Annotated in this window: 26 protein-coding genes; 4 read left to right on the top strand and 22 right to left on the bottom strand. The window is 67.6% G+C overall.

The window, feature by feature from the left end:
- Positions 1 to 13 precede the first annotated feature (13 nt).
- The 20 genes from AC1DC5_RS10470 to AC1DC5_RS10375 form a co-directional block, all read right to left on the bottom strand.
- Positions 14 to 715: a TetR/AcrR family transcriptional regulator gene (locus AC1DC5_RS10470; protein WP_476865075.1), complete on the bottom strand. Its 702-nt coding sequence runs from the start codon at positions 713 to 715 to the stop codon at positions 14 to 16.
- A complete protein-coding gene (locus tag AC1DC5_RS10465) occupies positions 712 to 2,406 on the bottom strand; it encodes a class I adenylate-forming enzyme family protein (protein ID WP_476865074.1) in 1,695 nt (564 codons plus the stop codon). The genes AC1DC5_RS10470 and AC1DC5_RS10465 overlap by 4 nt, the downstream gene beginning before the upstream one ends.
- Positions 2,403 to 3,515, bottom strand: coding sequence for a branched-chain amino acid ABC transporter permease (locus tag AC1DC5_RS10460; protein WP_476865126.1), 1,113 nt, complete (start codon positions 3,513 to 3,515; stop codon positions 2,403 to 2,405). The genes AC1DC5_RS10465 and AC1DC5_RS10460 overlap by 4 nt, the downstream gene beginning before the upstream one ends.
- Before the next feature lie 182 nt (positions 3,516 to 3,697).
- A complete protein-coding gene (locus tag AC1DC5_RS10455; RefSeq protein ID WP_476865073.1) occupies positions 3,698 to 4,573 on the bottom strand; it encodes a branched-chain amino acid ABC transporter permease in 876 nt (291 codons plus the stop codon).
- On the bottom strand, positions 4,570 to 5,364 hold the full coding sequence (locus tag AC1DC5_RS10450) for an ABC transporter ATP-binding protein (protein WP_476865072.1): 795 nt from the start codon (positions 5,362 to 5,364) through the stop codon (positions 4,570 to 4,572). The genes AC1DC5_RS10455 and AC1DC5_RS10450 overlap by 4 nt, the downstream gene beginning before the upstream one ends.
- On the bottom strand, positions 5,361 to 6,125 hold the full coding sequence (locus AC1DC5_RS10445) for an ABC transporter ATP-binding protein (protein ID WP_476865071.1): 765 nt from the start codon (positions 6,123 to 6,125) through the stop codon (positions 5,361 to 5,363). Before AC1DC5_RS10445 ends, AC1DC5_RS10450 begins: the two co-directional genes overlap by 4 nt.
- 142 nt (positions 6,126 to 6,267) lie before the next feature.
- Positions 6,268 to 7,464, bottom strand: coding sequence for a substrate-binding domain-containing protein (locus AC1DC5_RS10440; protein ID WP_476865070.1), 1,197 nt, complete (start codon positions 7,462 to 7,464; stop codon positions 6,268 to 6,270).
- Positions 7,465 to 7,810: 346 nt separating this feature from the next.
- On the bottom strand, positions 7,811 to 8,494 hold the full coding sequence (locus AC1DC5_RS10435; protein ID WP_476865069.1) for a response regulator: 684 nt from the start codon (positions 8,492 to 8,494) through the stop codon (positions 7,811 to 7,813).
- Positions 8,487 to 8,732 (bottom strand): hypothetical protein, encoded by a 246-nt coding sequence (locus AC1DC5_RS10430; RefSeq protein WP_476865068.1) that lies wholly within the window; start codon positions 8,730 to 8,732, stop codon positions 8,487 to 8,489. Before AC1DC5_RS10430 ends, AC1DC5_RS10435 begins: the two co-directional genes overlap by 8 nt.
- A 51-nt stretch (positions 8,733 to 8,783) precedes the next feature.
- Positions 8,784 to 9,761: a sensor histidine kinase gene (locus tag AC1DC5_RS10425; RefSeq protein WP_476865067.1), complete on the bottom strand. Its 978-nt coding sequence runs from the start codon at positions 9,759 to 9,761 to the stop codon at positions 8,784 to 8,786.
- A 366-nt stretch (positions 9,762 to 10,127) separates the two neighbouring features.
- Positions 10,128 to 12,362 (bottom strand): FtsX-like permease family protein, encoded by a 2,235-nt coding sequence (locus tag AC1DC5_RS10420; protein WP_476865066.1) that lies wholly within the window; start codon positions 12,360 to 12,362, stop codon positions 10,128 to 10,130.
- A complete protein-coding gene (locus tag AC1DC5_RS10415; RefSeq protein ID WP_441405476.1) occupies positions 12,359 to 13,072 on the bottom strand; it encodes an ABC transporter ATP-binding protein in 714 nt (237 codons plus the stop codon). Before AC1DC5_RS10415 ends, AC1DC5_RS10420 begins: the two co-directional genes overlap by 4 nt.
- On the bottom strand, positions 13,069 to 13,596 hold the full coding sequence (locus AC1DC5_RS10410; RefSeq protein ID WP_441405477.1) for a PadR family transcriptional regulator: 528 nt from the start codon (positions 13,594 to 13,596) through the stop codon (positions 13,069 to 13,071). The genes AC1DC5_RS10415 and AC1DC5_RS10410 overlap by 4 nt, the downstream gene beginning before the upstream one ends.
- A gap of 147 nt (positions 13,597 to 13,743) precedes the next feature.
- Positions 13,744 to 14,229, bottom strand: coding sequence for a DUF1579 domain-containing protein (locus tag AC1DC5_RS10405; RefSeq protein WP_441405478.1), 486 nt, complete (start codon positions 14,227 to 14,229; stop codon positions 13,744 to 13,746).
- 262 nt (positions 14,230 to 14,491) lie between these two features.
- Positions 14,492 to 15,835 carry a M16 family metallopeptidase gene (locus tag AC1DC5_RS10400; RefSeq protein WP_441405479.1) on the bottom strand — a complete coding sequence of 448 codons (1,344 nt, stop codon included), beginning with the start codon at positions 15,833 to 15,835 and terminating at the stop codon, positions 14,492 to 14,494.
- Between the two features lie 121 nt (positions 15,836 to 15,956).
- Complete coding sequence (locus AC1DC5_RS10395) at positions 15,957 to 18,206, bottom strand: polyribonucleotide nucleotidyltransferase (RefSeq protein WP_476865065.1); 2,250 nt, start codon at positions 18,204 to 18,206, stop codon at positions 15,957 to 15,959.
- A gap of 245 nt (positions 18,207 to 18,451) precedes the next feature.
- Positions 18,452 to 18,721, bottom strand: a complete 270-nt coding sequence (gene rpsO / locus AC1DC5_RS10390) for a 30S ribosomal protein S15 (RefSeq protein ID WP_224049119.1) — start codon at positions 18,719 to 18,721, stop codon at positions 18,452 to 18,454.
- 182 nt (positions 18,722 to 18,903) lie between these two features.
- Complete coding sequence (kynU, locus tag AC1DC5_RS10385; protein WP_476865125.1) at positions 18,904 to 20,184, bottom strand: kynureninase; 1,281 nt, start codon at positions 20,182 to 20,184, stop codon at positions 18,904 to 18,906.
- Positions 20,185 to 20,189: 5 nt separating this feature from the next.
- On the bottom strand, positions 20,190 to 21,044 hold the full coding sequence (kynA, locus tag AC1DC5_RS10380; protein ID WP_476865064.1) for a tryptophan 2,3-dioxygenase: 855 nt from the start codon (positions 21,042 to 21,044) through the stop codon (positions 20,190 to 20,192).
- Positions 21,045 to 21,177: 133 nt separating this feature from the next.
- Complete coding sequence (locus AC1DC5_RS10375) at positions 21,178 to 22,173, bottom strand: bifunctional riboflavin kinase/FAD synthetase (RefSeq protein ID WP_476865124.1); 996 nt, start codon at positions 22,171 to 22,173, stop codon at positions 21,178 to 21,180.
- A gap of 234 nt (positions 22,174 to 22,407) precedes the next feature.
- On the opposite strand from AC1DC5_RS10375, the gene AC1DC5_RS10370 reads away from it, so the two are divergent.
- Positions 22,408 to 23,205, top strand: coding sequence for a DUF937 domain-containing protein (locus AC1DC5_RS10370; protein WP_476865063.1), 798 nt, complete (start codon positions 22,408 to 22,410; stop codon positions 23,203 to 23,205).
- 317 nt (positions 23,206 to 23,522) lie between these two features.
- Positions 23,523 to 23,957 (top strand): hypothetical protein, encoded by a 435-nt coding sequence (locus tag AC1DC5_RS10365; protein WP_476865062.1) that lies wholly within the window; start codon positions 23,523 to 23,525, stop codon positions 23,955 to 23,957.
- On the opposite strand, the gene AC1DC5_RS10360 is transcribed toward AC1DC5_RS10365, so the two are convergent.
- Together AC1DC5_RS10360 and AC1DC5_RS10355 are read right to left on the bottom strand one after the other, a co-directional pair.
- Positions 23,954 to 24,409: a hypothetical protein gene (locus AC1DC5_RS10360; RefSeq protein ID WP_476865061.1), complete on the bottom strand. Its 456-nt coding sequence runs from the start codon at positions 24,407 to 24,409 to the stop codon at positions 23,954 to 23,956. The two genes, AC1DC5_RS10365 and AC1DC5_RS10360, sit on opposite strands and share 4 nt — an antisense overlap.
- Positions 24,410 to 24,443: 34 nt before the next feature.
- Positions 24,444 to 25,724: a GNAT family N-acetyltransferase gene (locus AC1DC5_RS10355; protein WP_476865060.1), complete on the bottom strand. Its 1,281-nt coding sequence runs from the start codon at positions 25,722 to 25,724 to the stop codon at positions 24,444 to 24,446.
- Positions 25,725 to 25,838: 114 nt separating this feature from the next.
- On the opposite strand from AC1DC5_RS10355, the gene AC1DC5_RS10350 reads away from it, so the two are divergent.
- On the top strand, positions 25,839 to 26,264 hold the full coding sequence (locus AC1DC5_RS10350) for a GNAT family N-acetyltransferase (RefSeq protein ID WP_441405486.1): 426 nt from the start codon (positions 25,839 to 25,841) through the stop codon (positions 26,262 to 26,264).
- A 239-nt stretch (positions 26,265 to 26,503) separates the two neighbouring features.
- The gene (locus AC1DC5_RS10345; protein ID WP_476865059.1) at positions 26,504 to 26,821 is read left to right on the top strand and encodes a hypothetical protein; all 318 of its coding nucleotides are present in this window, start codon (positions 26,504 to 26,506) and stop codon (positions 26,819 to 26,821) included.
- Positions 26,822 to 26,830: the final 9 nt, after the last annotated feature.

Genomic DNA, 26,830 nt, shown 5'->3' with positions numbered 1-26,830 from the left:
ACTGCTGGAGTGCTCACTGGGCGGTCCCTTCCTGGGCCTGAATGGTTCTGGGGGCGGCGCCGGAGGTGGCCCCGTGGGCGGCTCCGGAGGTGGCCCCGGGCGCGGGGGCGAGGGCGCGTTCGATGAACTGCATCATTTCCTCGAAGACTTCCTCAGGGACATCCGGGCGGGCGCCTTGGGCGGGTTCGGCGCCTTCTTCGTCCCACAGCACCCAGCGCATTCCGATCAGCTCACCGATGCCCATCAGGGCCCAGGCGGCTACCGTGGGGTCCATCTCGCGGACTTCGCCGCTGAGTTGCGCGGCCTTGAGCCCTTCGATGTAGCCGTTGACGATCCGGGTGTAGTGCAGCCGCAGCGCCCCGGGCGAGACGAACTCGGCCTGCCGGATGATCCGGTACAGCGCGGGGTGGTCCGCGGTGAACTTGAAGAAGGCCCGGAACCCTGCGCGTTCGGCCGCGAGCCTGGTCCCGGCGGAGCGGGCGGCGTCCGTCATGGCGTGCCGGACCCGCCGGTTCAGGTCCTCGACCACCTCGTCGAAGATGGCCTGTTTGCCCTCGAAGTACAGGTAGAAGGTGCCGAGGCCCACCCCGGCCTCCTCGGTGATCTTGACGATCGAGGCCTCGTGGTAGCCCACCGACGCGAACACCGTCTCGGCGGCCTGCAGCAGCTTGGCCCGCGTGCGGGTGCCCCGCGCCGTGCGGGGTACGGCGCTCATCGCCGGCCCCAGTCTGCGGAAACCGCATCCGCGGCAACAGCGTTTGGCAGGGCAACAGCGTTTGGCAGGGCGGCCGCCCCGCGTCCGTGGGGTCCCGCCGGCCGTTGCTCGTCCAGTTGCTGCCGGAGCCGTGCCCGCAGCACCTTGTTCAACGCCGTGCGCGGCAGGGCTCCGACCGTTTCGATCCGCGAGGGAACCTTGAAATGCGCCAGCTGTGCTGCGCAGTGGTCCAGGAGTTCCTGCTCGTCCGTGGCGAGGCCGGGACGGATCACCACAAAGGCGACGCCCGTTTCGCCCCAGCGCTGGTCCTCCACCCCGACGACGGCGGCCTGCGCCACCGCCGGGTGGGCCAGCAGCGCAGCCTCGACCTCGGCAGGGGCCACGTTCTCGCCGCCGGAAATATAGATGTCCTTGAGCCGGTCCACCACTTTGATATAGCCCTCGGCGTCGCGCTCCACCAGATCCCCGGTGCGCAGCCACCCGCCGGCCAGGACGGCCGCGGTGGCGGCGGGATCGCGGAAGTAGCCGGCGAAGACCCCCGGGCCGCCCACCAGCAGCTCCCCGGACGCGGCGCCGTCGAGGACCTCCCCGGTGACCGGATCGGCCACCGCGACGGCGACATGCGGATACGGTTTGCCCGAGTAGCCGACCATCCGGGCGGCATCCTCGTTGGCCAGGCAGAGCACATTGGGCGACGCCTCGGTCAGCCCGTAGCCCTGGCTCAGCGCCACTCCCCTGCGGTGCCAGATCCGCAGCAGCGGCGCAGGCATGGGGGCCCCGCCCACCACGGCGTGCCGGAGGCTGCCGAGCTCGGCGGAGGCGAAGTCGGGGTGTTCGGCAAGCATCAGGTACTGGGTGGGGACGCCCATGAGCATGGTGACCCGGCGTTCGGCGATCAGCTGCAGGACACGGCCGGGTTCGAAGCCGCGTTCCAGCACCACGGTGGCGCCCGTCCACCAGGCCAGCAGGGGCTGGATGTTCCAGCCGCCGACGTGGAACTGCGGGAGCACGGCCAGCACAACGTCGGTGCTGCCCAGGTCGAGGGTCCGGGACAGCGAGAGGTTGGTCCAGAAGCAGTTGGCGTGGGTCAGCACGGCAGCCTTGCTGGCCCCCTCGGTGCCGGATGTGAAGATCATCAGGAGGGGGTCGTCGTCGCGCACGTCCCTGGCGGCTTCGAGCCCGCGGACGTCCGGCCGGCCGCCGCCCGCAGCGGGCGCCGGCTGGATCCGGGATGGCGGCGGCACGGACTTTTCGACGCCGCCCGGGCCCAGCGCAGCCGTCCGGGGCCGGTGCGGCAGCAGCGTGCACGCCCCCGCGGCGAGCGAATCGAGTTCGTCCTCGACAAGCAGGAGCTGGGGGTCGGCGAGTTGGAGCTGGGCTGCCAGTTCCCGGGGTGACAGCCGCCAGGACAGCGGCACCAGGACCAGCCCTGCCTTGGCGCAGGCAAAGAACACCACCACGTGGTCCGAGCTGTTCCCGGTCAGGGTCGCGATCCGGTCCCCCGTGACGTAGCCGGCACTTTTCAGTCCGGCGGCGAGGCCGGCCGCGCGGCGTTCCAGTTCGCCGTAGCTCAGGGTGCAGCCGCGGTCGTCGACGGCGATCCGGTGCGGGGTGGCGAGGCTCCGGTCCGTGGTCCAGCGGCCCAGGGTGTGCAGTCCGTCAACCCGGCCGGGACCTGTTGTGCTGCTCATGCCGATTCCTCCAGGATCTCGCGGGACATCGCCGTCCTGTCCTTGCCGGTACCGTCTTTTCCGGCGCCGTCGTTTCCGGTGCCGGCGTTCCCGGTGCCGTCGTTTCCGGTGTCCCGGATCCGCTGGTTGCGGCGCTGGGCCAGCCGCTGCGCGGTGCCCGTCAGGCCGCCGGGCAGGAAGAGCACCACGAGGATGAACAGGGTGCCCAGGATGAACAAGGGCTCAGACAACGGTACCCGCAGGATGTCCGGCAGCGCATCGATGGCGTCCGAGTTCGCGAGGGTCGTGAGGCGCTGGTCCAAGATGGTGTAGAAGACGCCGCCGATCACGGCGCCCCAGCGGGAGCCGACGCCGCCCAGGACCACCATGACCAGCAGGGTGATGGTGAGGTCGGCGGACATGGCACGCGGGACGGCGCCGCTCTGCAGGAGCAGGAACACCATGCCGATGATGCTGACCAGGATGGCGGAGACCACGAAGATCAGCAGCTTCACGAGGTACGGCTGCAGGCCCAGGACGCGGACGCGCAGTTCGTTCTCGCGGACCGCCGCGGCAACGTGTCCGGCCCGGGAGGACTGCACCCAGGTGACCACGATGAACACGGCCACGAGCACCGCCAGCGCCAGCCAGTAGAGGTTGCGGGTATTTACCACGCCGACGAGGAAATCGGGCAGGTTGTCGGTGCGCAGGGTCAGGCCCTCGTCGCCGCCGGTGGTGCCGTCCGGGTTGCGGCCCACGATCACCGAGCCGGCCTGGGCGAAAGCGAGGGTGACCATGGCGAAGGGGATTCCGCTGACCCGCAGGCTGATGCTGCCCACCACATGGGCCAGCACGATCACCACCAGCAGGGTCAGGCCCATCGCGGGGAGCAGCGGGATGTCCAGGTTCTGCAGGATGATCGCCAGCCCGTAGACGCCGGCGCCGAAGTACAGGGCATGGCCGAAGGAAAGCAGTCCGGCGACGCCGAGCAGCAGGTGGTAGGTCAGGGCGGCCGCGGCCATCAGCATGCACATGGCCAGCAGCTGCAGGGAACCCGGCGTGTACGTCGGCCCGGGCAGCACGCCGGGCAGGGACAGGTTGAGCAGCGGCAGCAGGACCAGCAGCACCATCCCGGCGAGTCCGGCGGCCGCGCCGGCGATCTTCCGGCGGGTCGGGCGGGGACGGCCAGGCGGGTTGGGACGGCCGGCGGTTTCTGTCCCGTGCGGCACCGCGGGGCTCCCGGCGGTGCCCTTGGTCGCCGTGCTGGCGGTGCTGGCATCGCCGGCGGTGCCGGCGGCGTCGGTATCGGTGGTCATGAGGTTCTCCCGAGCAGGCCGGAGGGACGGAACAGCAGCACGAGCGCCAGGGCCAGCACCACGACGAAGTCGCCGGTGCCGCCGAGGTAGAAGTTGGCGAACTGCTGGAGGACGGCGACGGCGACGGCGGCGATGGCCGCGCCGGTCAGCGAGCCCAGGCCGCCGATCACGGTGACGATGAACGCGAAGATCAGCAGCGAGCCGCCCAGCATCGGTGAGACGTAGCCGAAGTAGTGCGAGGCCAGGACCCCGCCCAGGCCGGCGGCGGCGCCGCCGATCGTAAAGACGAGGGTGAAGGCCTTCCGGACGTCGATGCCGAGGGCCGTCACCATGGAACGGTTCTCGACGCCGGCCCGGATGATCATGCCGTAGCGGGTGTTCTTCAGGAAGAACACCATGGCCAGCAGCACCAGGACGGCGGCGATGATGCAGACAAACCGGTCGTTGGGGACACGGGCGCCGAGGATCTCGGTGGTGTCCTTGAACCAGGCCGGCCCCTGGATGAACACCGGGTCGGTGCCCCAGATGCCGTCGAAGAGTGCCACGGCGGCGAGCGAGAGGCCCACCGTGATGAGGACCTGTTCGATGTGCCGCTGGTAGAGCCGGCGGATGAGGACCAACTCGGTGAAGGCGGCAAAGGCGGCCCCGGCCGCGGCACCGACCAGCAGGGAGAGCAGGAAGGTCCACCAGTTGTCCGAGCCGGTCCGGCGGGCGATTTCCCAGCCGGTGAAGGCGCCGAGCGTCAGGAAGGCGCCGTGCGCGAAGTTCAGCACACCCATCAGCCCGTAAATCAGGGACAGCCCGGCGGCCACGAGGAAGTACAGGGCACCCAGGCCCAGGCCGGTGAAGAGCAGGAGGACAACGGTACTCACAGGGCGGCGCCTTTCCCGGCTGGTTCCGCGGCGGATTCCCCGCCTGTTTTTCCGGCTGTTTCCCCGGACGGGCCATGATCGGTGGACACACCCAGATGCCGCTGGATCAGCCCGGCGTCGTCGAGGAATTCCAGGGCGCCGCCCGTGTGGACCACCCGGCCGCCGGAGAGGACGATGGCGTCCTGGGCGAGCTGGCGGACGACGTGCAGGTTCTGCTCGACCAGGAGGATCGGGACCGTCCTGGCGGCCTCGGCAAGGGTCTCGGCGACTTCGGAGACGATTTTCGGGGCCAGCCCCTTGGTGGGTTCGTCGACGAGCAGGATCTTGTTGGTGTTCAGGAGTGCGCGGGCCAGCGAGACCATCTGCTGCTGGCCGCCGGACAGCGTGCCGGCCATCTGCGAGGACCGGGCCAGCAGGTCCGGGAACAGCTCCTCGACGAGCTGGCGCCGGGGTGCGGCGTCGCGTTCGGCGAGCCGGAGGTTCTCCGCCACCGTGAGCTTGGAGAACACTTCGCGGTCCTCCGGCACGTAACCCACCCCGCTGCGGATGATCTTGAACGTCGGATCTTTCTCGATCCGCACGCCGTCGAGCTCCACCGCCCCGGTCCGGTCGATGAGGCCGATGATGGCCTTGATAGTGCTGGTCTTTCCGACGCCGTTGCGGCCCAGCAGTGCGGTGATGCCGGTGGCGGGGACGGTGAAGGAGACATCCTCAACGACCTGCTGTCCGGCGATGTGGGCATTGAGTCCCGTCAGCCGGAGGATCGGGCGGGTTTCCGCTGCGGCGCTCATACGGGTTCTCCCAGGTAGGCACTTTGTACGGTCGGGTCCGACATCACGGCTTCCGGGCTGTCCAGGGCGAGCAGGCTGCCGTGGTGCATCACGGCCACCCGGTCCACGAGGCCCAGGACCACGTCCATGTGGTGCTCCACCATCATCACGGTGCAGCCGCGGTCCCGGTGCATGCCCCGGATGATCGCGGTGAGGGACGGGACGTCCCCCGACGCCACCCCGGCCATCGGCTCGTCCAGGAGCACGACGGCGGGGTCCGTCGCCAGCAGGACGGCGATTTCCACCTTGCGCTTCTCTCCGTGGGAGAGGTCCCCCGCCGCTGTCGAAAGCTGGGACGTGAGCCCGACCTCGCCGATGGTGCCACGGGCAATCCGGGTGGCCTCGTCGGAGGCCGCAGGGAAACGCAGGAGGCTGAAGCTGCCCCCGAGTTTCGCCTGCGCGGCCAGCCGGACGTTTTCCAGCACGCTGAGCCGGGGAAACAGGTTGGAGGTCTGGAAGGTCCGGCCCAGCCCTGCCTTGGCCCGGCGGTGGACCGGCGCGGCCGTGATCTCCCTGCCGTTCAGCGTCACACTGCCCGCGGTGGGGCGCAGAACGCCGGAGATCAGGTTGAACAGGGTGGTCTTGCCGGCGCCGTTGGGGCCGATGACGCCGACCATTTCGCCGGTGCCGACGGAGAAGCTCACATCCTCGAGGATACGGGCACCGCCGATCTGCAGACCGAGGCCGTCCACCGCCAGGGCGGGCAGGGCTGGGGAATTCATTCGGATCCTTCGTGTCTCGCTGGGGCCGTAGGGGTGGTGTGCGGCGCTGTGCCGTGTCACTGCAGTGATCTCTCCAGTGACGCTGCACTGGCTATGCCGGGAGGTCGGGCACAGCGCCGCGGGCAGCTTCCGTCGTGCCGGTTTACTTCTTTTCCGGCGGGGCGACGGTATCGCCCGGAACCACCTTGACGAGCTCGGGAGCCCAGGTGCCGCCCGTCTGGACGAGCTTGACCTGGTACATGTCCTGGACCAGGGCGTGGTCCGAGGCGCGGACGGTTTCCTTGCCCTTGGGCCCGTCGAAGCTGAAGCCCTCGAGTGCCTTGACCATGGCGTCGGCGTCGGAGCCGCCCTCCTTGATGGCCTGGACAATCATCTGGCCGGCCACGAAGCCGTCGGGGGTGAAGAGGTCGGCCTTCTTGCCGGCCTTCTCGACGGCGGCAATCATCTTCTTCTCCACCTCGTTGCCTGCGGCACCCGGAAAGTAGTGGTTCAGGAAGCTGATCTTGGACGTGGCCTCGCCGTAGGCGCCGAAGGTGGCGGCGTCGCCGAGTCCGGTGACGATCGGGGCGGCGTCGAAGGCGCCCTGCTGGCTGAGGGTCTGCCACATGGTGCCCGACGTTGCCCCGGCCCAGGCCACGAAGACCATGTCAGGCTTCGCGTCGATGAGCTGGCGGGCGAAGGGGGTGAGCTCCTGTCCGTCCGGGACCAGGACGGCCTCCACCGTGGCACCCTTGGCGCCGAGGACGGCCTTGACGGCGGCGACGTTGCCCTGGCCGAACGCGTTGTCCTGCGCGAAGACGACGACCTTCTTGCCGTTGGTGTCAATGAAGGAACCGGCCGTGGCCACGTCCTGCAGGCTCTGGCGGCCCGAGCGGAAGGTGTACTTGTTGATGCCCTGGATGGCGTCGGTGGCGGCCGGCCCGGAGATGTAGAGGACCTTGTTCTGCGCTGCCTGTTCCGCCAGCTTGAGCGCGATCCCGGAGACGACCGTGCCGCCGATGATCTTGTAGCCCTTGCCGATCAGGTCCTTGGCTGCCGTGACCGCCTTGTCCGGGTCGCCGCCGTCGTCGGCGTAGGTCAGGTTGATCTTGGCGCCGTTGACGGCGCCGGTCCCGCCGGTGGCGTGGTCGATGCCCGCCTGCAGGCCTTCGTAGTAGGTGGCGCCGTAGGCGGCCAAGGGGCCGGTCTTGGAGTAGATGATGCCGACGTTGACCGGCTCGGCGGCCTTGGTGCTGCCCGACTCGGCCGGCGCTGCGGTGCCGGCAGAGGGGGCACAGGCGCTGAGGGCGAGCCCGGTGGCCATCACGGCGGCCATCAGGAACTTCTTTGTATCCTTCACGGGATGCCTTTCGTTGAAACTCCCGCGGTAGCTGAGCAGGAGATCTGAGCAGGAGAACTGACAGGAAATGCGCTGAACCTGAAAGGTGATTCAGATTACGGCAAATCTATGGTGCAGCTCACAGCGTGTCAACGGATTTCAAGGGCGGCTTTGCAACGTTATGGCAACGGTTTGAGAGATCGGGCCCGCGCTCGGCCGCACCAGGTGTGCGTGCTCATCCACGGTTTTCCCGCAAAGCAGCGCAATGGTGCGCCGCCCGCCCGCGACGGCTCATGCCGCCCACGGGCAGGTACTGTGGCTCCGGGGCCAGCGCACTGCGCGGCTGCCAGACGTGACAGCTGCTTGCTCAGCTGCCAAGAAGCCGGCGTTCGTGGGCGAATGCGACCAGCTGGAGCCGGGTGCGGAGTTCCAGCTTGTCCAAGACGCTGCGCAGGTGAGTTTTGATGGTGGCTTCAGAGACGAACAGGCTCTCCGCCATTTCACCATTGCTGAGACCTTTGGCCGCGAGTAGAAAGACGTCCCGCTCCCGCACGGACAGGACGTTCAGGACGGACAGGTCCGGACCGGTCGCGGGTCCACTGCGGGCAGCATGTTCAAAGAGGGAGTGGATGGATCCTGGGGCGATGACGGAGTAACCCGAGTGGACAGTGCGGATCGCTGCCAGCAGGAATTCCGGTTCCGCGCTCTTGAGCAGATACCCGCTCGCTCCGGCTTGGACGGCCTGGACCACAGCCTGATCCCTGTTGAAGGTAGTCAGTGCAATGATCTTTGGCTTATCGGTTCCGGCCGCCGCGGCCTGCTGCACGATCCGCCGGGTGGCCTCGACACCATCAAGGACGGGCATGCGAAGGTCCATCAGCATTACATCCGGACGCCCTTCGATTGCCAGGGTCACCGCCTGCTCCCCGTCGCCGGCCTCGCCCGAGAGTTCCAAGTCCGTTTGGCTCTCTATCAGCATGCGGATACCCGCCCGGAACAAGGGCTGGTCATCCACCCGGGCCACGGTGATGCGATCCGCGGTGTCAGCCACGGTCGCCGACTTCCTGTGCGGCCCCTGCCGGCCGGGGAAGGCTCCCTGCTGCAGCCAGTGCAGGCTGGGCTTCCGCGCGCGAACTTTCACCGAAAATGCCCCCGGCTTCGGCGCCGGCTGTATCGTCCGGTGACGTCACTTCCCGGGTTCCGTAGGGGATGAAGACCGTCACCCGGAATTGTTCGCCGTCCGGTCCCGCCGTCAGCCAGCCGCCGGCCAGATGGGCGCGTTCGCGCATGCCGGGAAGTCCCCGCCCGATCCGGTGCGTGGCCGGACTCGCAGCGTCTTCTTAGCCGGTCGGGGCTATGGTCGAGGCCACATGCAGAGCCAGGCCGGGCCCGCTCCAGTCAAAGTGGAGCCGCACATCCGTGCCGCGCCCACCATGTTTGAGGGCATTGGTCAGGCACTCCTGAACGATCCGGAAGACGGCCATCTCCTGTCCCGTGGAGAGTTCCACGGGAGTCCCGGACTCGCTGGGGTGGATCTTCAAACTGCCGCGCTGCATGCCTTCGATCAGAGCCGGGATGTCGGTCAGCCGCGGCTGTGGCGTCACCATGCCGTCATCACGGACTCCTTCGATGACGCGTTGGGCATCCACGAGGGCGCTGCGGGCTGACCGGGCGATGGTGTCCAGGGCGTTGAGGACGGCCTTGGGCTGATCCTTGCTCAGGTACCGGGTTCCGTCGGCCTGCGCGGCGATGACCGCGAGCGAATGCGCCAGGTCGTCGTGCAGATCCCGGGCGATGCGTGTCCGTTCCTGCTCGACAATCAGGTCGACCTCGGTTTCCTTGAGGCTGCTCTGCGCCAGTTCCCGAGCCCGGAACAGACTGCCCCGTTCCTGATACAGCGCCAGCAGAAGTCCGACGGCGGCGCAGGCTCCCGCGATCAGCAGGAGGAGTGCGAATAGCTGCCAGCCGTAAATCATAAACATGGGCCTGTCACCGTAGTACATGGGCATGAACCAGCCGACGCCGTTGCCGTATCGCCAGGAGAGCATGAGGACGGTCATCAGGGCCACGAACACCAGGTTGGCGCCCGAGGCGATGAATCGTATCCGCCGCGGGGCGGTCCACAAGATGAAGCCAAGAGCGAAAAAGGAGCCGAGGTAGATGGGCCAGTGATTGGAATACATCGGTGGCAGGGCATGGCTTAGCTGTCCGGCGAGGAGTGCCGCCGTGAACCCGAGGGAGACAAGCGGTTTCCAGGAGGCAGTGGCAATCGCCAGGGTCATCAGAGCCAGTGCCCAGGTCCCCGACCAGGTCGTCAAGGATAGCGACCAAGTCCCTGGCCATTCCAGCCAGGGCCCTCCCATCCTTCCGGCCTCGGCCACACACCACAGTGAGAAGAAGATGACGGCCGCCACGGGGCGCCCCAACGCCGTGCAAGGTTCAGAACTGGTTTCATGCCAGTCACCATATCCACGGCAATCACGCGCTTCTCTCCATATCGCTGCAATCTCAACCTAAAAGCCAGATGATTCATTCTTTGAGCCAGCTTTTCGACCGACTCACCGCACCAGCGGACCCTCCAACCTGTGGGCTTCCCTCGCCGCCGCATTTTGGACGGACTCTTGAACGGCTCCTTGTCGCCCTCACTGTTCGCGGAAACTCAATGCTTCCTGTCTGTGGCGCAACTACTCGAAACGGGTAACCGTCAATCCTGTATTGCCCCGGATGAGGCCGAATGTCGCGGTGACTGCTCCGAGGGCCAGGAGCAGGCTGACACCCAGTGCAACGAAGTAATCAGGCGCCGGCCAGGTCACCCTATAAGTGTCGTCAACGAAGGTCACCATGAGCCAGGCCACGAGGAATCCGAGGCCGACCGAGAGCAGCAGCACGGTCAGGAGCGGGACGGCTGCTTCACGGGTGATGACCCGGCGCAGGGCGGACACTGGCATCCCCATGAGCCGCATGAGGCCCAGAACTCTTTTCCGGTCCAGGATGGCGGAGGCTGTGGCGACGGCCAGGGACAGGCCTGCGATTGCTATCGCGACAAACATGCCGAGGTAGGCGAGCACGGCCAGGCCCTGAATCAGGCGCCCGGTGGACTGCAGTTTGAAGTCCAACGGGGACGAGGCCGGGATGGCCGTGATGCCTGAACCGTTCAATGCAGTCCGGGCGCGGTCCATGGCCGCGGGGGTCCCGTCGGTGCCGAGCACCATCACGACCGGGACCATTGCATCCAGGCTGGTGGCGGGCGCCGGGGTCAGAGCCAGTGGCTGCGTCGTCCAGAAGTAGAGGAACGAGGTATCCACAGTGACCACCTCTGTTGCCGGGATGTCCTCGAACCCGAGGCCGCCAGCGTCAGCGGCGCGAAGGTAGATTTCGGGGCCGGCATCGGGTCCGGAGAGGACGTCCGGCCCGTAGCCGACCGTGGCGCCCCGGATTCCGGGCAGTTCGCTGGCCCGGCGGGCGGCCTCCGCGGCCTGGGCCGGGGTGTGTCCGGCACTCACGGTGGCGTGGAGGCTCGTGGGCTGAAGCAGACCGGGCCCGGCCGGAGGCGCCTCGGTGGATTCGATGATGCTTGATCCTCCGGCGAAGACGGAGACGACAAACACGGCGATCACGAGTCCTGACACGGATCGGAAGGTCGCCACCGGCGTCTTTTGGATCCGGCTGGCGGCAATGACTCCGGCTGCGCTCCGCGCCCGGCGCAGTCCCACCCGGCTCACCATGCGGGTCAGCCAGGGACCGATAACCACGATGCCCACAAGGATCAGCGCAAAGCCGACGATAAGCAGCGGTGATTCCAGCCACGGCAGCCCCACCTCCACTACCCGGATCATTATTACAGCCGTGATCATGGCTGCCAGACCCGCGAGCAAGGGCACAGTCCGCCATAGGGTGGGTGGCTTTTCGTGCACGGCCCGCGTCACGCCCAGGGGGCCAATGCCTGCGCGGGCGGTCCGGTGCGCGGCCACGAGGGCCGACGCCGCGACCACCCCGGCGACGACCGCGGCGGCCGCCACCCAGCCGGTGGTCAGATCGGCGGCGAACGTCCTGGTGCCGTTGACCGGTATCTGCGCGACCGCCGGCCTCAGCACAAGGGCCAGCACGACGCCCAGCATTGCACCGATCAGGCTGGGGACGGCGGTTTCGACGGCAGCGATCCGGGAGACAACCTGCGGGGATGCGCCGATGAGGCGCAGTGTCGCGAAGCGCTCCCGGCGCTGGGCAGCCCCCAGTCCGGTGACAATGCTGATCAGGAGCAGCACGGGGAAGAACACCGCAATGGCCCCGATGGACAGCACCGTGTTGTAGGCGGCAGCGCTGCCACCATACGGGTTGGTCGTGAAGTCTGACACCAGGAAGGCCCTGCCGTTCTGGCGGAGTTCGGCTTCCGTGGCTCCCGCGACGACGATCAGCGAATCCGGTCCGGGTAAGGCGGCATCGTCAATCGTGCCGGCAAACGTCCCGAAGCGGTCGCCAAGCTCGTTCCGCGGCGTTGCCTCGATCAGCCGCTGCAGCGCCGGGGACGCGTAGTAGCTGCCAGGAGCCGGAGGTTTGCCGATCCCGGGGATCCTGAAATTAGTGGAACCGAGGGCGGCAACGTCGCGGCGGCTAATGAGTTGGTCGCGGAAGACCTCCCCCGGGTTCGCCTCCATGAGCACCGTGTCGGCGGTCAGCGGCACCGGTGTCCCCGGCCCTGAAGTGACCGGACCGTCCGTCGCCAAGGGGGCTGCCACGGAGGGGCGTCCGGACTCCCGCAGCCAGGCACCGCGGTCATCACGTGCGCTCAGGCCGTTGGCGCCGCCCCACAGCAACAACAACAGGCAGACTCCGACGGCGACCCCACCAGCGATGCTGGCAAGCCTGCCGTAGGCGGACCGGCTGCCGACGACTGCCAGTTTGAGCAGGCCGGGATTCACGCGGAGACCCGATAGCCGGCGCCGATGGCGCCGTCCCGCACGATGACTTCCCGGTCCGCATAGGCGGCGGTACGGGCATCGTGGGTGATCATCACGACGGTGGTGCCCGCCTCGCGGACCAGCTCGAGCATAAGCGTCAGCACGTTCTCTGATGCGAGGGAATCCAGCGAACCGGTGGGCTCATCGGCGAACAGCACGGCTGGCGACGTCACCATCGCCCGCGCGACGGCGACGCGCTGGGCCTGTCCTCCGGACAGTTCGCCGGGCAGCTTGGCGCCCAGCCCGTCCAGACCGAGGCGGTCCAGGAGCTCCCTGGACCGGCGCAGCGCCTCCGGCCGCCGTGTCCCGGCCAGCAGCAGCGGGATGCTGACGTTATCCGCCGCCGTGAGCTCAGGCAGCAGCTGGCCGAACTGAAAGACGAACCCGAAGTCGGTCAGCCGCAGCCGGGCCCGTTGTGGCTCCCCGAGGCTACTGGTCTCCACTGCGGGCCGCCCGGGCGGACGGTAGGTCACCGATCCGCCGTCGGGAACCAGAACACCGGCCAGGCAGTGCAGCAGCGTGGACTTGCCGGATCCGGACGGGCCCATGACGGCAAGCACCTCCCCTGCGCGGACGTCGAGGTCGACGCCCCGCAATGCCTCGGTCTGCCCGAAGGAGTGGTGCAGGCCGCGGGCACTGAGGACGGGTGCAGCGGTGTCAGTTGTACTCATGGGCTCTGGAGCTCCTTCTTGAGTTGGGTCAGGCGGGCGCTGGTGAGGTCGATCCAGCGCAGGTCGGCTTCGATGTGGAACAGGCCGTGGTCGCACATCAGGACCCGCAGCAGGTCCGCGTCCTTCTTCAGCCGGGTCAGTTCACGCATCCGGGCCATGTGTTCACCGCGCTGCACATCGAGCAGCCGGTCGGCGTCGTCATTGAGCAGCAGGGCGACCACCGTCTTGGCGAAAAGCTCACTTTGCAGGGACTCCGACGGGACGTCGGGGGTGAACAGCCACTCGCGCACCCTGGCCTGGCCGGCCAGGGTGATCTCGTATTTCTTGCGGTCCGGACCGCCGCCGGATTCTTCGCCCAGGGCTTGGATCAGTTCGTCACGGACCATTCGGGCCAGCGTGGAATACACCTGCCCGAAGGCCAAGGCTTTTCCGGCTCCGAAGTAGCGGTCATAGGAGTGCTTGAGGTCGTAGCCGTAGCTCGGCTCGCGGCTCAGTAGGCCCAGCAGGGTGAGGGAATTGTTCACAGTTCAATCTATACACTGAGTGCATAGTGGACACCAGACTCACGCCCGGTGGATTTGTCCGTGTCGCGTCCCCCACGCTTCGAGGCGGAAGGGACCCGCTAGTTCCCCGTGTTCTAACGAGTCGGGCCACGGCGCGTGTTGGGAACCTCAGGCGGGGACGGTTGCCTCCGCGGCTGCGCGCCGGCAGACCGAGGTCATGAAGGGTGTGAATTCGCTCGCGGCCCCCAGCCGGAGCCCGGCGCTGTGCGTCAGCACGCCGTCGTCCACCCGGAAGGTATGCCGGGACGTGCCGCGGTCGCTGCGGCGTTCCATGGTGAGGGTGCCCTCCAGCCAGCTCGCGCGCGCCGGCGCTTCCGGGGGCAGGCCCATGCTGTTGACGTGATACCAGAGCGTGTCGGGGTGGTCCGGGTCCATGGTGAACACCCCGTGGCCCTCTGACCGGGCGCCGTCAGCCTCCGTATGCCGGTAGCTGTGGGTGACGGCCAGCCCCGCGGCGGCACGGGCGAAAGTCAGTTCGACGTCGGCGGCCCGCGCCGGCCCCCAGGCCGTGGCCTGCCACTGCGTGGTTCCAGTCCAGCGCCCCAGGAACGCCTCGAGCGCCTCGTGTGCACTGCCTGGCAGCGGCCGGTCCATGTCTTCCTTCCAGGGTCCTCCCCAGTGGAGATCCTCCCGAGTGAGCCCGTCCCCATCATCACGCGGCGCCGCCTGCCGTGTCTAGGTGCGGGCCCGTCACCCCGGGCCTGGCCGGGCGCGCGGGCTAGGTGCGGGCTGGCCCACCTGCGCCCGGCCGGGCGCCCGGGCCGGTGCGGGCCTGACAGCCGGAGCGGGCCTGGCAACCGGGCCGGTGCGGGGGCTTGGCCACCGGGCCGGTACGGGCCTGCGGGGGGGCCGGGCGTCAGAGGCCGAACGTCTCGGTTTCCTCGAAGGGGCCCACCACGGTGACGGTCCGCGGTGCAGCCGCGAGCTCGCGGGCGAGCTCCTGGACCTCCGCTGCGGTCACGGCCTTGATCTGGCGCAGGGTCTCGTCGATGTCCTGGTATTCGCCGGAGACCAGTTCGGCGCGGCCCAGCCGGGACATCCGGGAGCCGGTGTCCTCCAGCGCCAGCACGATTCCGCCGCACAGCTGCCCGACGGCTTTGCGCAGTTCCTCGTCGGAGATGCCGCCTTCAGCCAGCTTGTCGAGTTCGGCGCCAAGCAGCTCAAGGACCTGGCGGACCTTGGTCGGGGTGCAGCCGGCGTACATACCGAAGTAGCCGGCATCGGCGTAGGAGGAAGCGAAGGAGTAGGTCGAGTACACCAGGCCGCGCTTCTCGCGGACTTCCTGGAACAGCCGGGAGGACATGCCGCCGCCGAGCACGGCGTTGAGCACGCTCATGACAAAGCGGCGGTCATCGGTGGCGACGATCGTGGGGCAGCCCATGATGATGTTGGCCTGTTCCACCGGGCGCTTGACCACGTGCAGGCCGGCGGTGCCGGTGATGGCGGCCCGGTCCGTGGAGCGGCGCTGTACCGGGGCGGCGTCGGGCTCCAGGCTCCAGCCCGCGGAGTGCAGGGCGTCCACCACAAGTCCGCAGACGACGTCGTGGTCCAGTCCCCCGGCGGCGGTGATAACGAGCTCGTCCGGGCGGTAGTAGCGGCGGTAGTGGTCCCAGACCGAGTCCCGCGCGACGGCGCGGATAGCGTCCGGGGTGCCGCCGATCGGGCGGCCCAGCGGGTGGGTGCCCAGCACCGCGGCCACGAAGTGTTCGTGGGCGACGTCGGTGGGGTCGTCGCTGTCCATCGCGATTTCCTCAAGGATGACGTCGCGTTCCTGCTCCATCTCCTGCGGGTCCAGCACGGCGCCGGTGATCATGTCCGCGATGACGTCGATCGCCATGGGAAGGTCGGTGTCCAGCACGCGGGCGAAGTAGCAGGTGCTCTCCTTCGCCGTGGCGGCGTTGGATTCCCCGCCCACCTCGTCAAAGGCCGAGGCGATCTCGAGTGCCGTGCGCCGCTGCGTGCCCTTGAACAGGAGGTGCTCCAGGAAGTGGGTGGAGCCGTGCTGCCCGGGCGCCTCGTCGCGGGAGCCTACGGCCACCCAGAAGCCGATGGTGGCCGAGCGCTGGCCGGGCATCGCCTCGGTCAGCACACGGACGCCGCCGGGCAGGACCGAACGGCGTACCTCGGAACCGCCGTCGGCTCCGTGGATCAGGGTGTCAGCGTGCTGGTTCTGCTCAAGCGGCAGGGGGACGACAGTCATCAAGGCCTTTCAATAAATCCGTTCCGGGAAACGTGCCAAATCTGCCTGCAATCCTACCTGCCTTTAACGGCAGCGGGGCCGGTGGATGATCCACCGGCCCCGCTGCTTGGGTCAGGAAAGACTACTCTGCGGACTCCAGGGAGACCTCAGCGTCGTCAGCACTTTCAGAACCCGCCTCGTCAGCCACAACGGGCGACAGGGAGAGCTTGCCGCGGTCGTCGATCTTGGTGATTTCCACCTGGATCTTCTGTCCGACGGAGACGACGTCATCGACGTTGTCCACGCGCTTGCCGCCGGCGATCTTGCGCAGCTCGGAGATGTGCAGGAGGCCGTCCTTGCCCGGGGTCAGGGAAACGAAGGCGCCGAAGGTCGTGGTCTTGACGACCGTGCCCAGGTAGCGCTCGCCGATTTCCGGGATCTGCGGGTTGGCGATGGCGTTGATCGCGGACCGTGCTGCGTCGGCAGACGGGCCGTTGGTGGCGCCAATGTAGACAGTTCCGTCGTCCTCGATCGAGATGTCGGCTCCGGTGTCTTCCTGGATCTGGTTGATCATCTTGCCCTTCGGGCCGATGACCTCGCCGATCTTGTCTACCGGGATCTTGACCGCGATGACGCGCGGCGCGAACTCGGAGAGCTCGTCCGGGGTGTCGATCGCGGAGTTCAGGACGTCCAGGATGTGCAGGCGGGCTTCGCGGGCCTGCTTCAGGGCGGCCGCCAGGACGGAGGCCGGGATGCCGTCGAGCTTGGTGTCCAGCTGGATGGCCGTGACGAACTCGGAGGTACCGGCAACCTTGAAGTCCATGTCACCGAAGGCATCTTCGGCGCCGAGGATATCGGTCAGGGCGGCGTAACGGGTCTGGCCGTCAACCTGGTCGGAGACCAGGCCCATGGCGATACCGGCAACAGCGGCCTTCAGCGGCACACCTGCGTTGAGCAGGGACAGCGTGGAGGCGCAGACGGAACCCATCGACGTCGAACCGTTGGAGCTGAGAGCCTCAGACACCTGGCGGATGGCGTAGGGGAATTCCTCGCGGGAGGGCAGCACCGGCATGATGGCGCGCTCTGCGAGGGCACCGTGGCCGATTTCGCGGCGCTTCGGGGAACCGACGCGGCCGGTCTCGCCGGTGGAGTACGGCGGGAAGTTGTAGTTGTGCATGTAGCGCTTGCGCGTCACGGGAGACAGCGAGTCGATCTGCTGTTCCATCTTGAGCATATTCAGCGTGGTGACACCCATGATCTGGGTCTCGCCGCGCTCGAAGATGGCCGAGCCGTGGACGCGGGGCAGAACCTCAACCTCGGCGGTGAGCTGGCGGATGTCTGTCAGGCCACGGCCGTCGATGCGGATCTGGTCCGTGAGGATGCGCTGGCGCACAACGTGCTTGGTGACGGAGCGGAAGGCTGCGGACAGCTCCTTCTCACGGCCTTCGAACTGGCCGGCCAGGGAAGAGGTGACCTCGTCCTTGAGCTCGTCGGAGGCGGTGTCGCGCTCCTGCTTGTCGGCGATCTGGAAGACAGCGGCCAGCTTGTCGGCGGCAGCGGACTCCACAGCGGCGTAGACGTCGTCCTGGTAGTCCAGGAAGACCGGGAACTCGACGGTCGGCTTGGCGGCGCGGGCTGCCAGGTCGGACTGTGCTTCGCAGAGTGCCTTGATGAACGGCTTGGCGGCCTCGAGGCCCTCGGAGACAACCTCTTCGGTCGGGGCGGTGGCGCCCTGTTCCTTGATGAGGTTCCAGGAGTTGTCGGTGGCTTCGGCTTCAACCATCATGATGGCGACGTCGTCACCGGCGATGCGGCCGGCAACGACCATGTTGAAGACGGCGTTCTCAAGCTGGGAGTGCTTCGGGAACGCAACCCACTGCGAGCCGTTCTCGTCGGCGACGAGGGCAACGCGGACGCCGCCGATCGGGCCGGAGAAGGGCAGGCCGGAGAGCTGGGTGGACATCGAGGAAGCGTTGATCGCGACAACGTCGTAGAGCTCGTCCGGGTTGATGGACAGCACGGTGACGACGATCTGGACCTCGTTGCGCAGGCCCTTGACGAACGCGGGCCGCAGCGGGCGGTCCATGAGGCGGCAGGCCAGGATGGCTTCCGTGGAGGGACGGCCTTCGCGGCGGAAGAACGAGCCCGGGATGCGGCCGGCGGCGTACATGCGCTCTTCGACGTCGACGGTCAGCGGGAAGAAGTCGAAGCCTTCACGCGGGTGCTTGCCGGCGGTGGTTGCGGACAGCAGCGCGGTCTCTTCGTCGATGTAGACCATCGCTGCGCCGGCTGCCTGCTTGGCAAGGCGGCCGGTTTCAAAGCGGATTACACGCTTGCCGAAGCGGCCATTGTCAATGACTGCTTCTGAGAACTGGATTTCGGGACCCTCCATAGAGAGTCACCTCCGTTTCATGGTTCACGGAGCCCAGCCGCATCAACCCAGCCCAGCATCTGTCTACTGGCCTGCACTGCACCCGGTCATCGATCGAGACCCACGGGCCAAGGCTTCGTTCCTTGAAGCCGTTCCCGGGGATCACTACCGAGGACCGCGAATGCGTGATGCGGTTGATCCTCCTGTTGAGTTTTATTTGAAGGAGGCGGCCCTTCCGGTCCGGAAGGGGCCGCCCCTAAAGCTGACTAGCGGCGCAGGCCGAGGCGCTCGATGAGCTTACGGTAGCGGGTGATGTCAGTGTTCTTGAGGTAGGTCAGCATGCGCTTGCGACGACCAACCATGGCCAGCAGACCGCGCTGGGTGTGGTAATCGTGCTTGTGCACCTTCATGTGCTCAGTGAGATCCTTGATCCGCTGAGTCAGGACTGCAACCTGGACCTCCGGCGAACCGGTGTCGCCCTCGGACGTTGCGAAATCCTGAATGATGGACTGCTTTACAGCGGCTTCAAGTGCCACGATAACTCCTAGAGATGTGCCGTGAGGCCCGAATCAGTAACTCACTGCCGGGGGTGCCGCGCCGGGTCCGCCCTCCAAGGAGAACCTTTCCCGTGCACAACAAGAGCCAGCCGCCACGGACTGCAGCCGGATCCAACCTTTAGTTTACCGGCACGCCGCTGAACTTGTCGAAACGGCGGGCCTTACGGCTGCCCGGACGCGCCGTCCGCCAGCCGTTCGCGGATGGCGGCCACGCCGCGGTACAGCTCGGCGAAGGACGTGCTCAGCGGGGACAGCCCGATCCGGATGCCTTGCGGCGCCCGGAAATCCGGAATGACATCCTGTTCCCACAGCGCCGCGGTCATCTCCCGGAACGCCGGGTGGTCCACCGTGATGTGGCTGCCGCGCAGTTCTGGATCCCGCGGCGTTGAGAGTTCAACGCCCGCCGGCGCGAGCCAGGCGTCGTGGAGTTCGACGGCGAACTCGGTCAGCAGCCGCGATTTCTCCCGGACTGCGGCCATGCCCACTTCCTCCAGCAGGTCCAGGGTGCCGCGCATGGCGAGCATCCCGAAGATCGCGGGGGTTCCGCTGAGGAAGCCGCGGATTCCGGCGGCGGCCTCATAGCCAGGCCCCATCTCGAAGGCGTCCTTGCGGCCCATCCAGCCCCAGATCGGCTGCTGCAGGCCCGGCAGGTGCCGGGCGTTGACGTAGGCGAAGGCGGGCGAGCCCGGTCCCCCGTTGAGGTACTTGTAGGTGCAGCCGGCGGCGAAGTCGACGCCGGCAGCGTCCAGGGCGATTTCCACCGAACCGGCGGAATGGCATAGGTCCCACACCACCAAGGCACCGGCGTCGTGGATGGCGGCGGTGATGGCCGGAAGGTCCGCGAGGAACCCGGACCGGTAGGCGATCTGGCTCAGGACGACGACGGCGGTGGCCGGGCCGGTGGCGGCCCGGACCTGCTCGACGGTGACGCCGGAGGCGGGGTCGGCGTCGATCCAGCGCAGCGTGAGGCCCTCTTCGCGGGCGATGCCCTCGACGAGGTAGCGGTCGGTGGGGAAATTGTCCGTGTCCAGGACGATTTCGGTGCGGGCCGGGTCCGTCACAGCTGCCAGGGCGGCGCGGATCAGCTTGTAGAGCACCACGGTGGTGGAGTCAGCGATGATGGTCTGCCCCGGAGCGGCGCCGAGGACGGCCCTGCCGAGCTGGTCACCGATGGCCTGCGGGAGTTCCAGCCATTCCTCGTCCCAGCCGCGGATCAGCCTCCCGCCCCAGCTGTCCTGGATGAAGGTGCTGACGTCGGTGACGGTGCGCTTGAGCGGCCGCCCGAGGGAGTTTCCGTCCAGGTAGGACAGATCCGTGTCCGAGCCGATGAAGTGCTCCCGGTAGGCGGCCAGCGGATCGGCGGCGTCGAGTTCCCGGGCGCGCTGCAGCAGGGCGTCGGTGCTGTTGTTGTTTTCGGCGGTGCCTGCCGTCTGCGGGGTCAGGGCGCTCACTGGCCGATCTCCGTCCGGACTGCGAAAAGCTCGGGGAAGAAGGTCAGCTCGAGTGCCTTCTGCAGGAAGGCGGCGCCGCTGGAGCCGCCGGTACCGGACTTCATGCCGATGGTGCGTTGCACCGTGCGCAGGTGCCGGAAGCGCCAGAGCTGGAAGTTGTCCTCGAGGTCTACGAGTTCCTCGCAGGCCTCGTAGGCGCCCCAGTTGTCGGCCGCGTTCTCGTAGATGTACTTAAACACCGGCACCAGTTCGGCGCAGAACTCGTGCGCCTGGGTGACGTCCCGCTCCAGCAGCGACGCGGGAACGTCGAAGCCCTGGCGTTTGAGGTAGGCGAGGAAGTCGTCGTAGATGCTCGGGGATTCGAGGAGCTCCAACAGCATGGCGTGGGCCTCGGGGTCGGATTCGAACACCGGCAGCATCTTGCGGTTCTTGTTGCCGAGCAGGAACTCGACCGCGCGGTACTGGCTGGACTGGAAGCCCGACGAATTGCCCAGGAAGCCGCGGAACTGTGAGTACTCGGTGGGTGTGAGGGTGGCCAGCACGGACCACTGCTCGGTGAGGGTCTTCTGGATGTGCTTGACCCGGGCGATGGCCTTCAGGGCGGACCCGAGGTCGTCGGTGCGGAGCCAGGCGGCGGCGCTTCGGAGCTCGTGCAGGACCAGCTTGAGCCACAGTTCCGTGGTCTGGTGCTGAATGATGAACAGCATCTCGTCGTGGTGCTCCGGGGTGCTGACCGGCTGCTGGGCGCTCAGCAGGGTCGGCAGCTGCAGGTAGGACGCGTAGCTCATCCGGGAACTGAAGTCGCGGACAATTTCCTTGTCCAGCTCCCTTGTATTCTTCTCAATGGTCACAGTCTTGCCTTCCTTGCCAAATGGCTGTGAATCTCTGCGCTGACCGGCCTGCGAACCCGGCCGTTGAATCATCTCAGCGGTGACGCCCAACGGTCTGGTACAGCGGTCCAGCTATGGGACCCGGCCCCGCGGTTTAGCGCGCGGACAGGATGTTGTGGGCCTGGACCACGTCCAGGCGCATCTGGTCCACCAACGCCTCAGGGCCACGGTACGCCACCATCCCCCGCAGCCGGGCGACGAATTCCACGACTACTGTCTGGCCGTACAGATCGAAGTCCTCGACCGCCTCTTCCGGGCGGTCGATCACGTGGGCTTCCACCTGCCGGCTGACGCCGTAGAACGTGGGGTTGGAGCCGACGGAGATGGCGGCGGGCCATCGCGTGCCCGCCGCGTCCACGAGCCAGCCGGCATAGATGCCGTCCGCCGGGATGTAGCCGCTGGCGTCGGCGGCGAGGTTGGCGGTCGGGAAGCCGAGGTCGCGGCCGCGCGCGGCGCCGTGGACCACCTCTCCGCGCATCCGGTGGGCCCGGCCCAGGACGGCGGCGGCAGTGGCGACGTCGCCCTCCCGCAGTGCCTCGCGCACCCAGGTGGAGGAACAGCGGCGGTCCTTGCCGCCGTCGTCGTGCAGTTCACCGTGGATGGGAAAGCCTTCGGAGCCGAACTCGCTGATGACCAGCACTTCGAAGCCGAGCTTCTTGCCGAGTTCCTGCATGGTCTCCAGGTCGCCGGAGTTGCCCCGGCCGAACCGGGCGTCGTGGCCGATCACCACGTGGCTTGCCTTGAGGCTGCCGACCAGGACGTCGGCGACGAATTCTTCGGGAGTGAGGCTGGCCAGTTCGAGGGAGTACTTCATGACGAGCACGGCGTCGAGGCCCAGCTCGCCGAGGGCCGCCAGTTTGTCTTCCAGGCCCATGATCAGTTCGGGGGCGGACTCGGGGCGGTGGACCTGCGCGGGGTGCGGGTCGAAGGTGATGGCGACGGCCCGGGCGTGGTTCAGGCGGGCGACCCGGATGAGCTGCGAGAGCACCTGCTGGTGTCCCCGGTGCACACCGTCGAAATTGCCAAAGGTAACGACGGAGGGACCAAAGTCCGCTGGGACTTCGGACGGATCGTTCCAGATGTGGACCATCAACCTCGCCTTTTTGCTTCCTGCCATGTGCTCTTCCGGCGAACCCAGTCGGCCCCGGAACTCTCCTAGATTACCCGCAATCGCGGCCTGCCCCCGACGGGCGCTGCCCGGCCCCGGCAGCGTCCTTTCGCGTCGGGGACACCCGGACTACGATGCAAGGGCAACCGTCCGACGGCGTCTGTGCAGGCGCCGCTTCCAGCGAGGCCGCACTGAGCTGCGGCTGAAGGAGTACCCATGAGCGAGCTCCAAGACATCCTGCGGCAGATTCCGATGGACCAGATTGCCGGACTGCTCGGCACCGACCGGCAGACCGCCCAGACCGCTGTGGAGGCAGCCGTGCCCACGCTGCTGGCCGGTATGCAGAACAACGCGCAGGCCTCCGACGGCGCCGCCTCACTGGAGTCAGCGCTCAGCCAGCACCAGGACGGGCTGTTGGAGGGCGGGGTGGATGTCTCTCAAGTGGATACAGCGGACGGCGAGAAGATCGTGAGCCACGTCTTCGGCGGGCAGCAGGACCAGGTGGCAAGCCAACTGGCCGGGACGTCCCAGTTGGGCGGCGTGGGCGGAGACCTGATCAAGAAGCTGCTGCCGATACTGGCCCCGATCGTGATGTCCTATCTCGCCAACAAGGTCCTCGGCGGCCGCGGGCAGTCGTCCGGGGCTGGCGCTGGGGCTGGCGGCGCCGGTGAGGCTGGGGCGGGCGGCATTGACCTCGGCGGAATTCTGGGCGGGATCCTGGGCGGCGGCGCTGCTGCCGGAGGCAGCGGCGGGATGGGCGGTTTAGGCGATCTGCTGGGCGGGCTGTTCGGCGGGGGCCAGCCGTCCTCGCAGGCGGCCGTTCCGGACGCCGGACAGGATTCGCCGCTGGAGCCGCTGGCCCACCCGCAGGGCCAACCGACTGGCGGCGCGCCGCGCCCCGGTGAGGTGATCGACGTCGACCTCCCCGAGAGCCAGCCTGCGGAGCGTAAAAATGAGGACGACGGCCCTGGCGGATTCGGCGGGATCCTGGGCGGTCTGTTCGGAAAGAAGTAGGCCGCGCACGGGGCGTCAGTCGCCGGGTGGTCGCCGGGTGATCGCGGGCGGTCGCCGGGCAGTCGCCTGGCGGTAACGGCGGCGCCGGTCGCGATCGCCAGGCAGTCGCCGGCGGTCGCGGGGCAGCCTCCGGGCAGTCGCTGGGGACCAGCGGGCGACCGGCCGGCAGCCGTCGGCCGATCGCAGCGGTCGCCGGGCTGATCCCTGGCCCGGGTCCGCGGTCTCGTGTGTACGGTCCGTAGGGTGACAGGGCTGGTAGGTTCATCCCCATCCGCGCCGGGGATCTCCGGCGGCGAACAATGTTGGGGGACATCATCTTGGGATACAAGGCTGAAGCACGGCGCCTTGCCGCCGTTAGTGTGATTCTCGCGGCCGGGGTGTCGCTGAGCGCCTGCGGCGGCTCGGCTAAAGCAGCCGGACCTCTACCGGAGTCCACACCCGCGTCCACGACGGCGTCGTCGGAATCGGCCGTGGGCGGCTACGAAGGCTGGTGGAACTCAACGCCGGCCAGCGGCAACACTGCGGGCCTCCCCCAGGAAACAGTGGCCATCAACACCCGGACCAACAAGGTAGTGGATGCCTTCAGCCGGGAGATCAACGACGCCGGGCGAGCGACCCTGATTCCGGATGTTCCTTACACCGCCGTTCCCGACCCGTCCTGGCCTGCAGACTCCGTGATCATCATCGATACGGCCACAAACAAGGTGATCGAGGATTTCCGCGTCGATCTCAACGGAAACCCGCTGCTCTAGCTGTACCCGGCCGCTTCGGGCGCACCGCCGGGGCTGACGCGTGCGGCGCCGGGGACCTTCCTCGCAGTAGTGCCGCCGCCGGCCCGGTAGTTGCGCCAATGCAGCAGCACGGCAGCCAGAATCAGTGGAACGTGGATGCCCGGGAGGTTCTTTGCAAACCACCGCGGCAGGTAGATATCGGTGACAGAGCCCGTCTCGTCGCCCAGGTCCTTGGCCACGGCGGTCAGCGGGCAGTGAAAACCGTTGGCGGCAAAGACGAGGGTCTCGGCGGTCACGACGCCGGCTGCCAGGCCCACTCTCCGGTCGGTGCGGCCGCGGGCTCCGGCATACAGGACGTAGACCATGCAGACCTCAATGGTGAACCACGCAAAGGTGTGGAATGCTTTCACGGCCCTTAGCAGGGAAGCTCGTTCATCCTCCGGCAGGCCGCGTGAAGCCTCGAGTCCAGCCATGAATCCAGCGTAGCCACCCTCCGCCGTCGTGCGGTCAGAGGCTTTCGGCCCGCCCTGCACCCGCAGACTCGGCGGGCCACTGCTCCGGCAACTGCGCGAGCCACGCGTCAAGCTGCCGGGGATGGCGGAAGAGGATCGTCGGCGGCATATCGGCGTTGACCTCGAGGCCCCGCATGACCTGCCGCTTCCTGGCGAACGACCGGAAATGCCAGCGGATAATCGAGTCTTCGGCGAAGAGCCGGGCCACGGTTTCGGAATTGCCATTGCAGACGGGTTCGCGGGTCCAAGCCCGCCGGAGCGAGCGGCGGACCAGCCTGGTCAGCGAGAGCCACCGCGGATAATCCAGGCCGACGACGAGCTCCGCCCGCGGCAGCACAACGTCCCGCCAGACCCCGTAGGCGCTGTCCAGCACCCAGCGGTCCTGGGACGCAATCGCGGCGGCGATGTCCCTCTGCTCCTCGACAGTGCGCTGCTGCCACCCGGGCAGCCAGCCGATGTCATCGTCCGCCGAGAATTCAGGCAGTCCCGTGGCCTGCGCGTAGGCGCGGGCGGCGGACGACTTGCCGCTGCCCGTCACGCCGTAGAAGAGGACCCGGGAAGGTGCGGCCTGGGTTGGTTTGGAGGCAGTGGGAGCGCCAACGGCCGCGGGAGCACCAACTTCCTCAGGGGCGTCAACGGCCGCGAGAGCGTCAGCTTCCCCGGGAGCGTCAAACGCCGCGGGAACGTTAGCTTCCCCGGGAGCGTCAGCTTCCCCGGGAGCGTCAGCAGCCACCGGGGCGTCAAACGCCGCGGGAGCGTCAGCTTCCCCGGGAGCGGCAGCTTCCCTGGGGGTTGCCAGTGGTTTGAGATACATTTCAGCCGTTTCCGTGGCGACATTTCGGTAGCCTGCCGAATCCAGATATTCATACGAATGAGTCGAGACGTCGCCGGTGGCCCGGTAGCCAAGGTCCTCGTAGAGATTCCGGGCTGCTGTATTGCCGGGCTCGACACCGAGGATGACGCCGCTGCGTCCTGCCAGCCTCGCCTGTTCCTCGAGCCAGAGGCAAAGCGCCCGGCCGATCCCCGCTCTCCTGCTCCCGGAATACACGAAGAGATTCTTGAGCTCAGGGACTGGTCCGGCACGAAAATCCAGCACCGCCCCGCCGTGCGGGGTCTCTCCGGTCCACGCCGTGGCATAGATCAGATCCCCGGCAGTCTGACGGTCCAGGAAGCCTGCGGCGATCCTCGCGTTCGGAGGTTCGTGCAGGCCCAGCGCCGCAAGATCGGCCGCCGTGCACCGGCGGATACTCACGGCGGCGTTCACGGATGTGTTCATGGTTCGTCCCCCTGGATTTGGCGCCACGCAGGCCCGGCCCCGTCTAGCGCATCGGCGATACGCTAGCACCTTCCGCCCGGGTTGTCGGGAATGCCTGTGTGCGACACTGATCCGATGCCAGAGTTCACGGTCCTTGCCGGTCCACCTGATTCCGATTCCGAGGTGCTGTCGCTGTACGAGTCCGTGGGCTGGACCGCGTACACCCGGGAACCCGATGTGCTCGTCAGCGCAATCCGGGGATCTTCCTTCGTTGTCACGGTCCGGGCTCCCGACGGCGGGCTGGTTGGGCTGGCCCGTGCGGTCTCGGACGACGCGACGATCTGTTACGTGCAGGACATCCTGGTGGATCCGGCATTCCAGAAATCCGGTGCCGGCCGCGCGCTGCTGGAAGCTGTGCGGGCGCGTTACGGGCACGTCCGGCAAATGGTGCTGCTCACGGACAACGAGCCCGGACAGCGCGCCTTCTATGAGGCCCTCGGCTTCATCGAGGGCTCCGATTTCCGCCCCGAACCGATAAGAGTCTTTGCGCAGTTCCGCTAGTCCAGGTTGAGCCCGCCGCCCGGGTTCGTCCTCCCCGTGCACGAATCAGCTCTCCCGTAGACCGCGGTTGCCACGGCGGATATGTTCTGGGCATGCGAAGACCTTGGCAAGCGGCGAGCGTGGGACTTCTGACGTGCGACCTGGTGGGTGGTTGCGCTCTGCTGCCCACAACGTCCGAGACTTGCGTCGATTGGATCCACTTCGGGACGCCTCAGGCGCAGGTCGATCAGGCTGCCCTCGTGCTGATCGGCAAGCCCGTTCGGGTGGACGGTGAGACACTCATCTACGGATACAAGGCGAACGTCTATGTCCTGGAGGTCGAGACCGTCCTCAAGGGTGATCCCGGTCCAGCACCGCTCCGCATCGCATCCACGCCGGTGACGTGCTCCGCAGGAGTTTCCTATCCAGACGGCGATCCGCTTGGGCGGAGTCAGCGGATGCTGATTTACGCCGGCAAGCAGGAGAACGGCTGGCAGACCCAAACCCCGGCGCAGGGTGCGGTTCCATTCGACGCCAGCGAGCCGCTCCCCTTCAGAGCCTCCACCCCTACTGGCTGACACCGCCCG

The sequence above is a fragment of the Arthrobacter sp. 10L424 genome, from assembly GCF_056395325.1.
The sequence above is the reverse complement of the archived record's forward strand: the minus strand, read 5'-3'. Positions and strand labels throughout refer to the sequence as shown.

Excerpts from the sequence above, each read along its gene's own strand:
- AC1DC5_RS10470 (WP_476865075.1), bottom strand. The coding sequence starts at position 715 with ATGAGCGCCGTACCCCGCACGGCGCGGGGCACCCGCACGCGGGCCAAG.
- AC1DC5_RS10465 (WP_476865074.1), bottom strand. The coding sequence starts at position 2,406 with ATGAGCAGCACAACAGGTCCCGGCCGGGTTGACGGACTGCACACCCTG.
- AC1DC5_RS10460 (WP_476865126.1), bottom strand. The coding sequence starts at position 3,515 with ATGGTGCTGCTGGTCCTGCTGCCGCTGCTCAACCTGTCCCTGCCCGGC.
- AC1DC5_RS10450 (WP_476865072.1), bottom strand. The coding sequence starts at position 5,364 with ATGAGCGCCGCAGCGGAAACCCGCCCGATCCTCCGGCTGACGGGACTC.
- AC1DC5_RS10445 (WP_476865071.1), bottom strand. The coding sequence starts at position 6,125 with ATGAATTCCCCAGCCCTGCCCGCCCTGGCGGTGGACGGCCTCGGTCTG.
- AC1DC5_RS10430 (WP_476865068.1), bottom strand. The coding sequence starts at position 8,732 with ATGCGCGAACGCGCCCATCTGGCCGGCGGCTGGCTGACGGCGGGACCG.
- AC1DC5_RS10415 (WP_441405476.1), bottom strand. The coding sequence starts at position 13,072 with ATGAGTACAACTGACACCGCTGCACCCGTCCTCAGTGCCCGCGGCCTG.
- AC1DC5_RS10405 (WP_441405478.1), bottom strand. The coding sequence starts at position 14,229 with ATGGACCGGCCGCTGCCAGGCAGTGCACACGAGGCGCTCGAGGCGTTC.
- AC1DC5_RS10400 (WP_441405479.1), bottom strand. The coding sequence starts at position 15,835 with ATGACTGTCGTCCCCCTGCCGCTTGAGCAGAACCAGCACGCTGACACC.
- AC1DC5_RS10395 (WP_476865065.1), bottom strand. The coding sequence starts at position 18,206 with ATGGAGGGTCCCGAAATCCAGTTCTCAGAAGCAGTCATTGACAATGGC.
- AC1DC5_RS10375 (WP_476865124.1), bottom strand. The coding sequence starts at position 22,173 with ATGGTCCACATCTGGAACGATCCGTCCGAAGTCCCAGCGGACTTTGGT.
- AC1DC5_RS10370 (WP_476865063.1), top strand. The coding sequence starts at position 22,408 with ATGAGCGAGCTCCAAGACATCCTGCGGCAGATTCCGATGGACCAGATT.
- AC1DC5_RS10360 (WP_476865061.1), bottom strand. The coding sequence starts at position 24,409 with ATGGCTGGACTCGAGGCTTCACGCGGCCTGCCGGAGGATGAACGAGCT.
- AC1DC5_RS10355 (WP_476865060.1), bottom strand. The coding sequence starts at position 25,724 with ATGAACACATCCGTGAACGCCGCCGTGAGTATCCGCCGGTGCACGGCG.
- AC1DC5_RS10350 (WP_441405486.1), top strand. The coding sequence starts at position 25,839 with ATGCCAGAGTTCACGGTCCTTGCCGGTCCACCTGATTCCGATTCCGAG.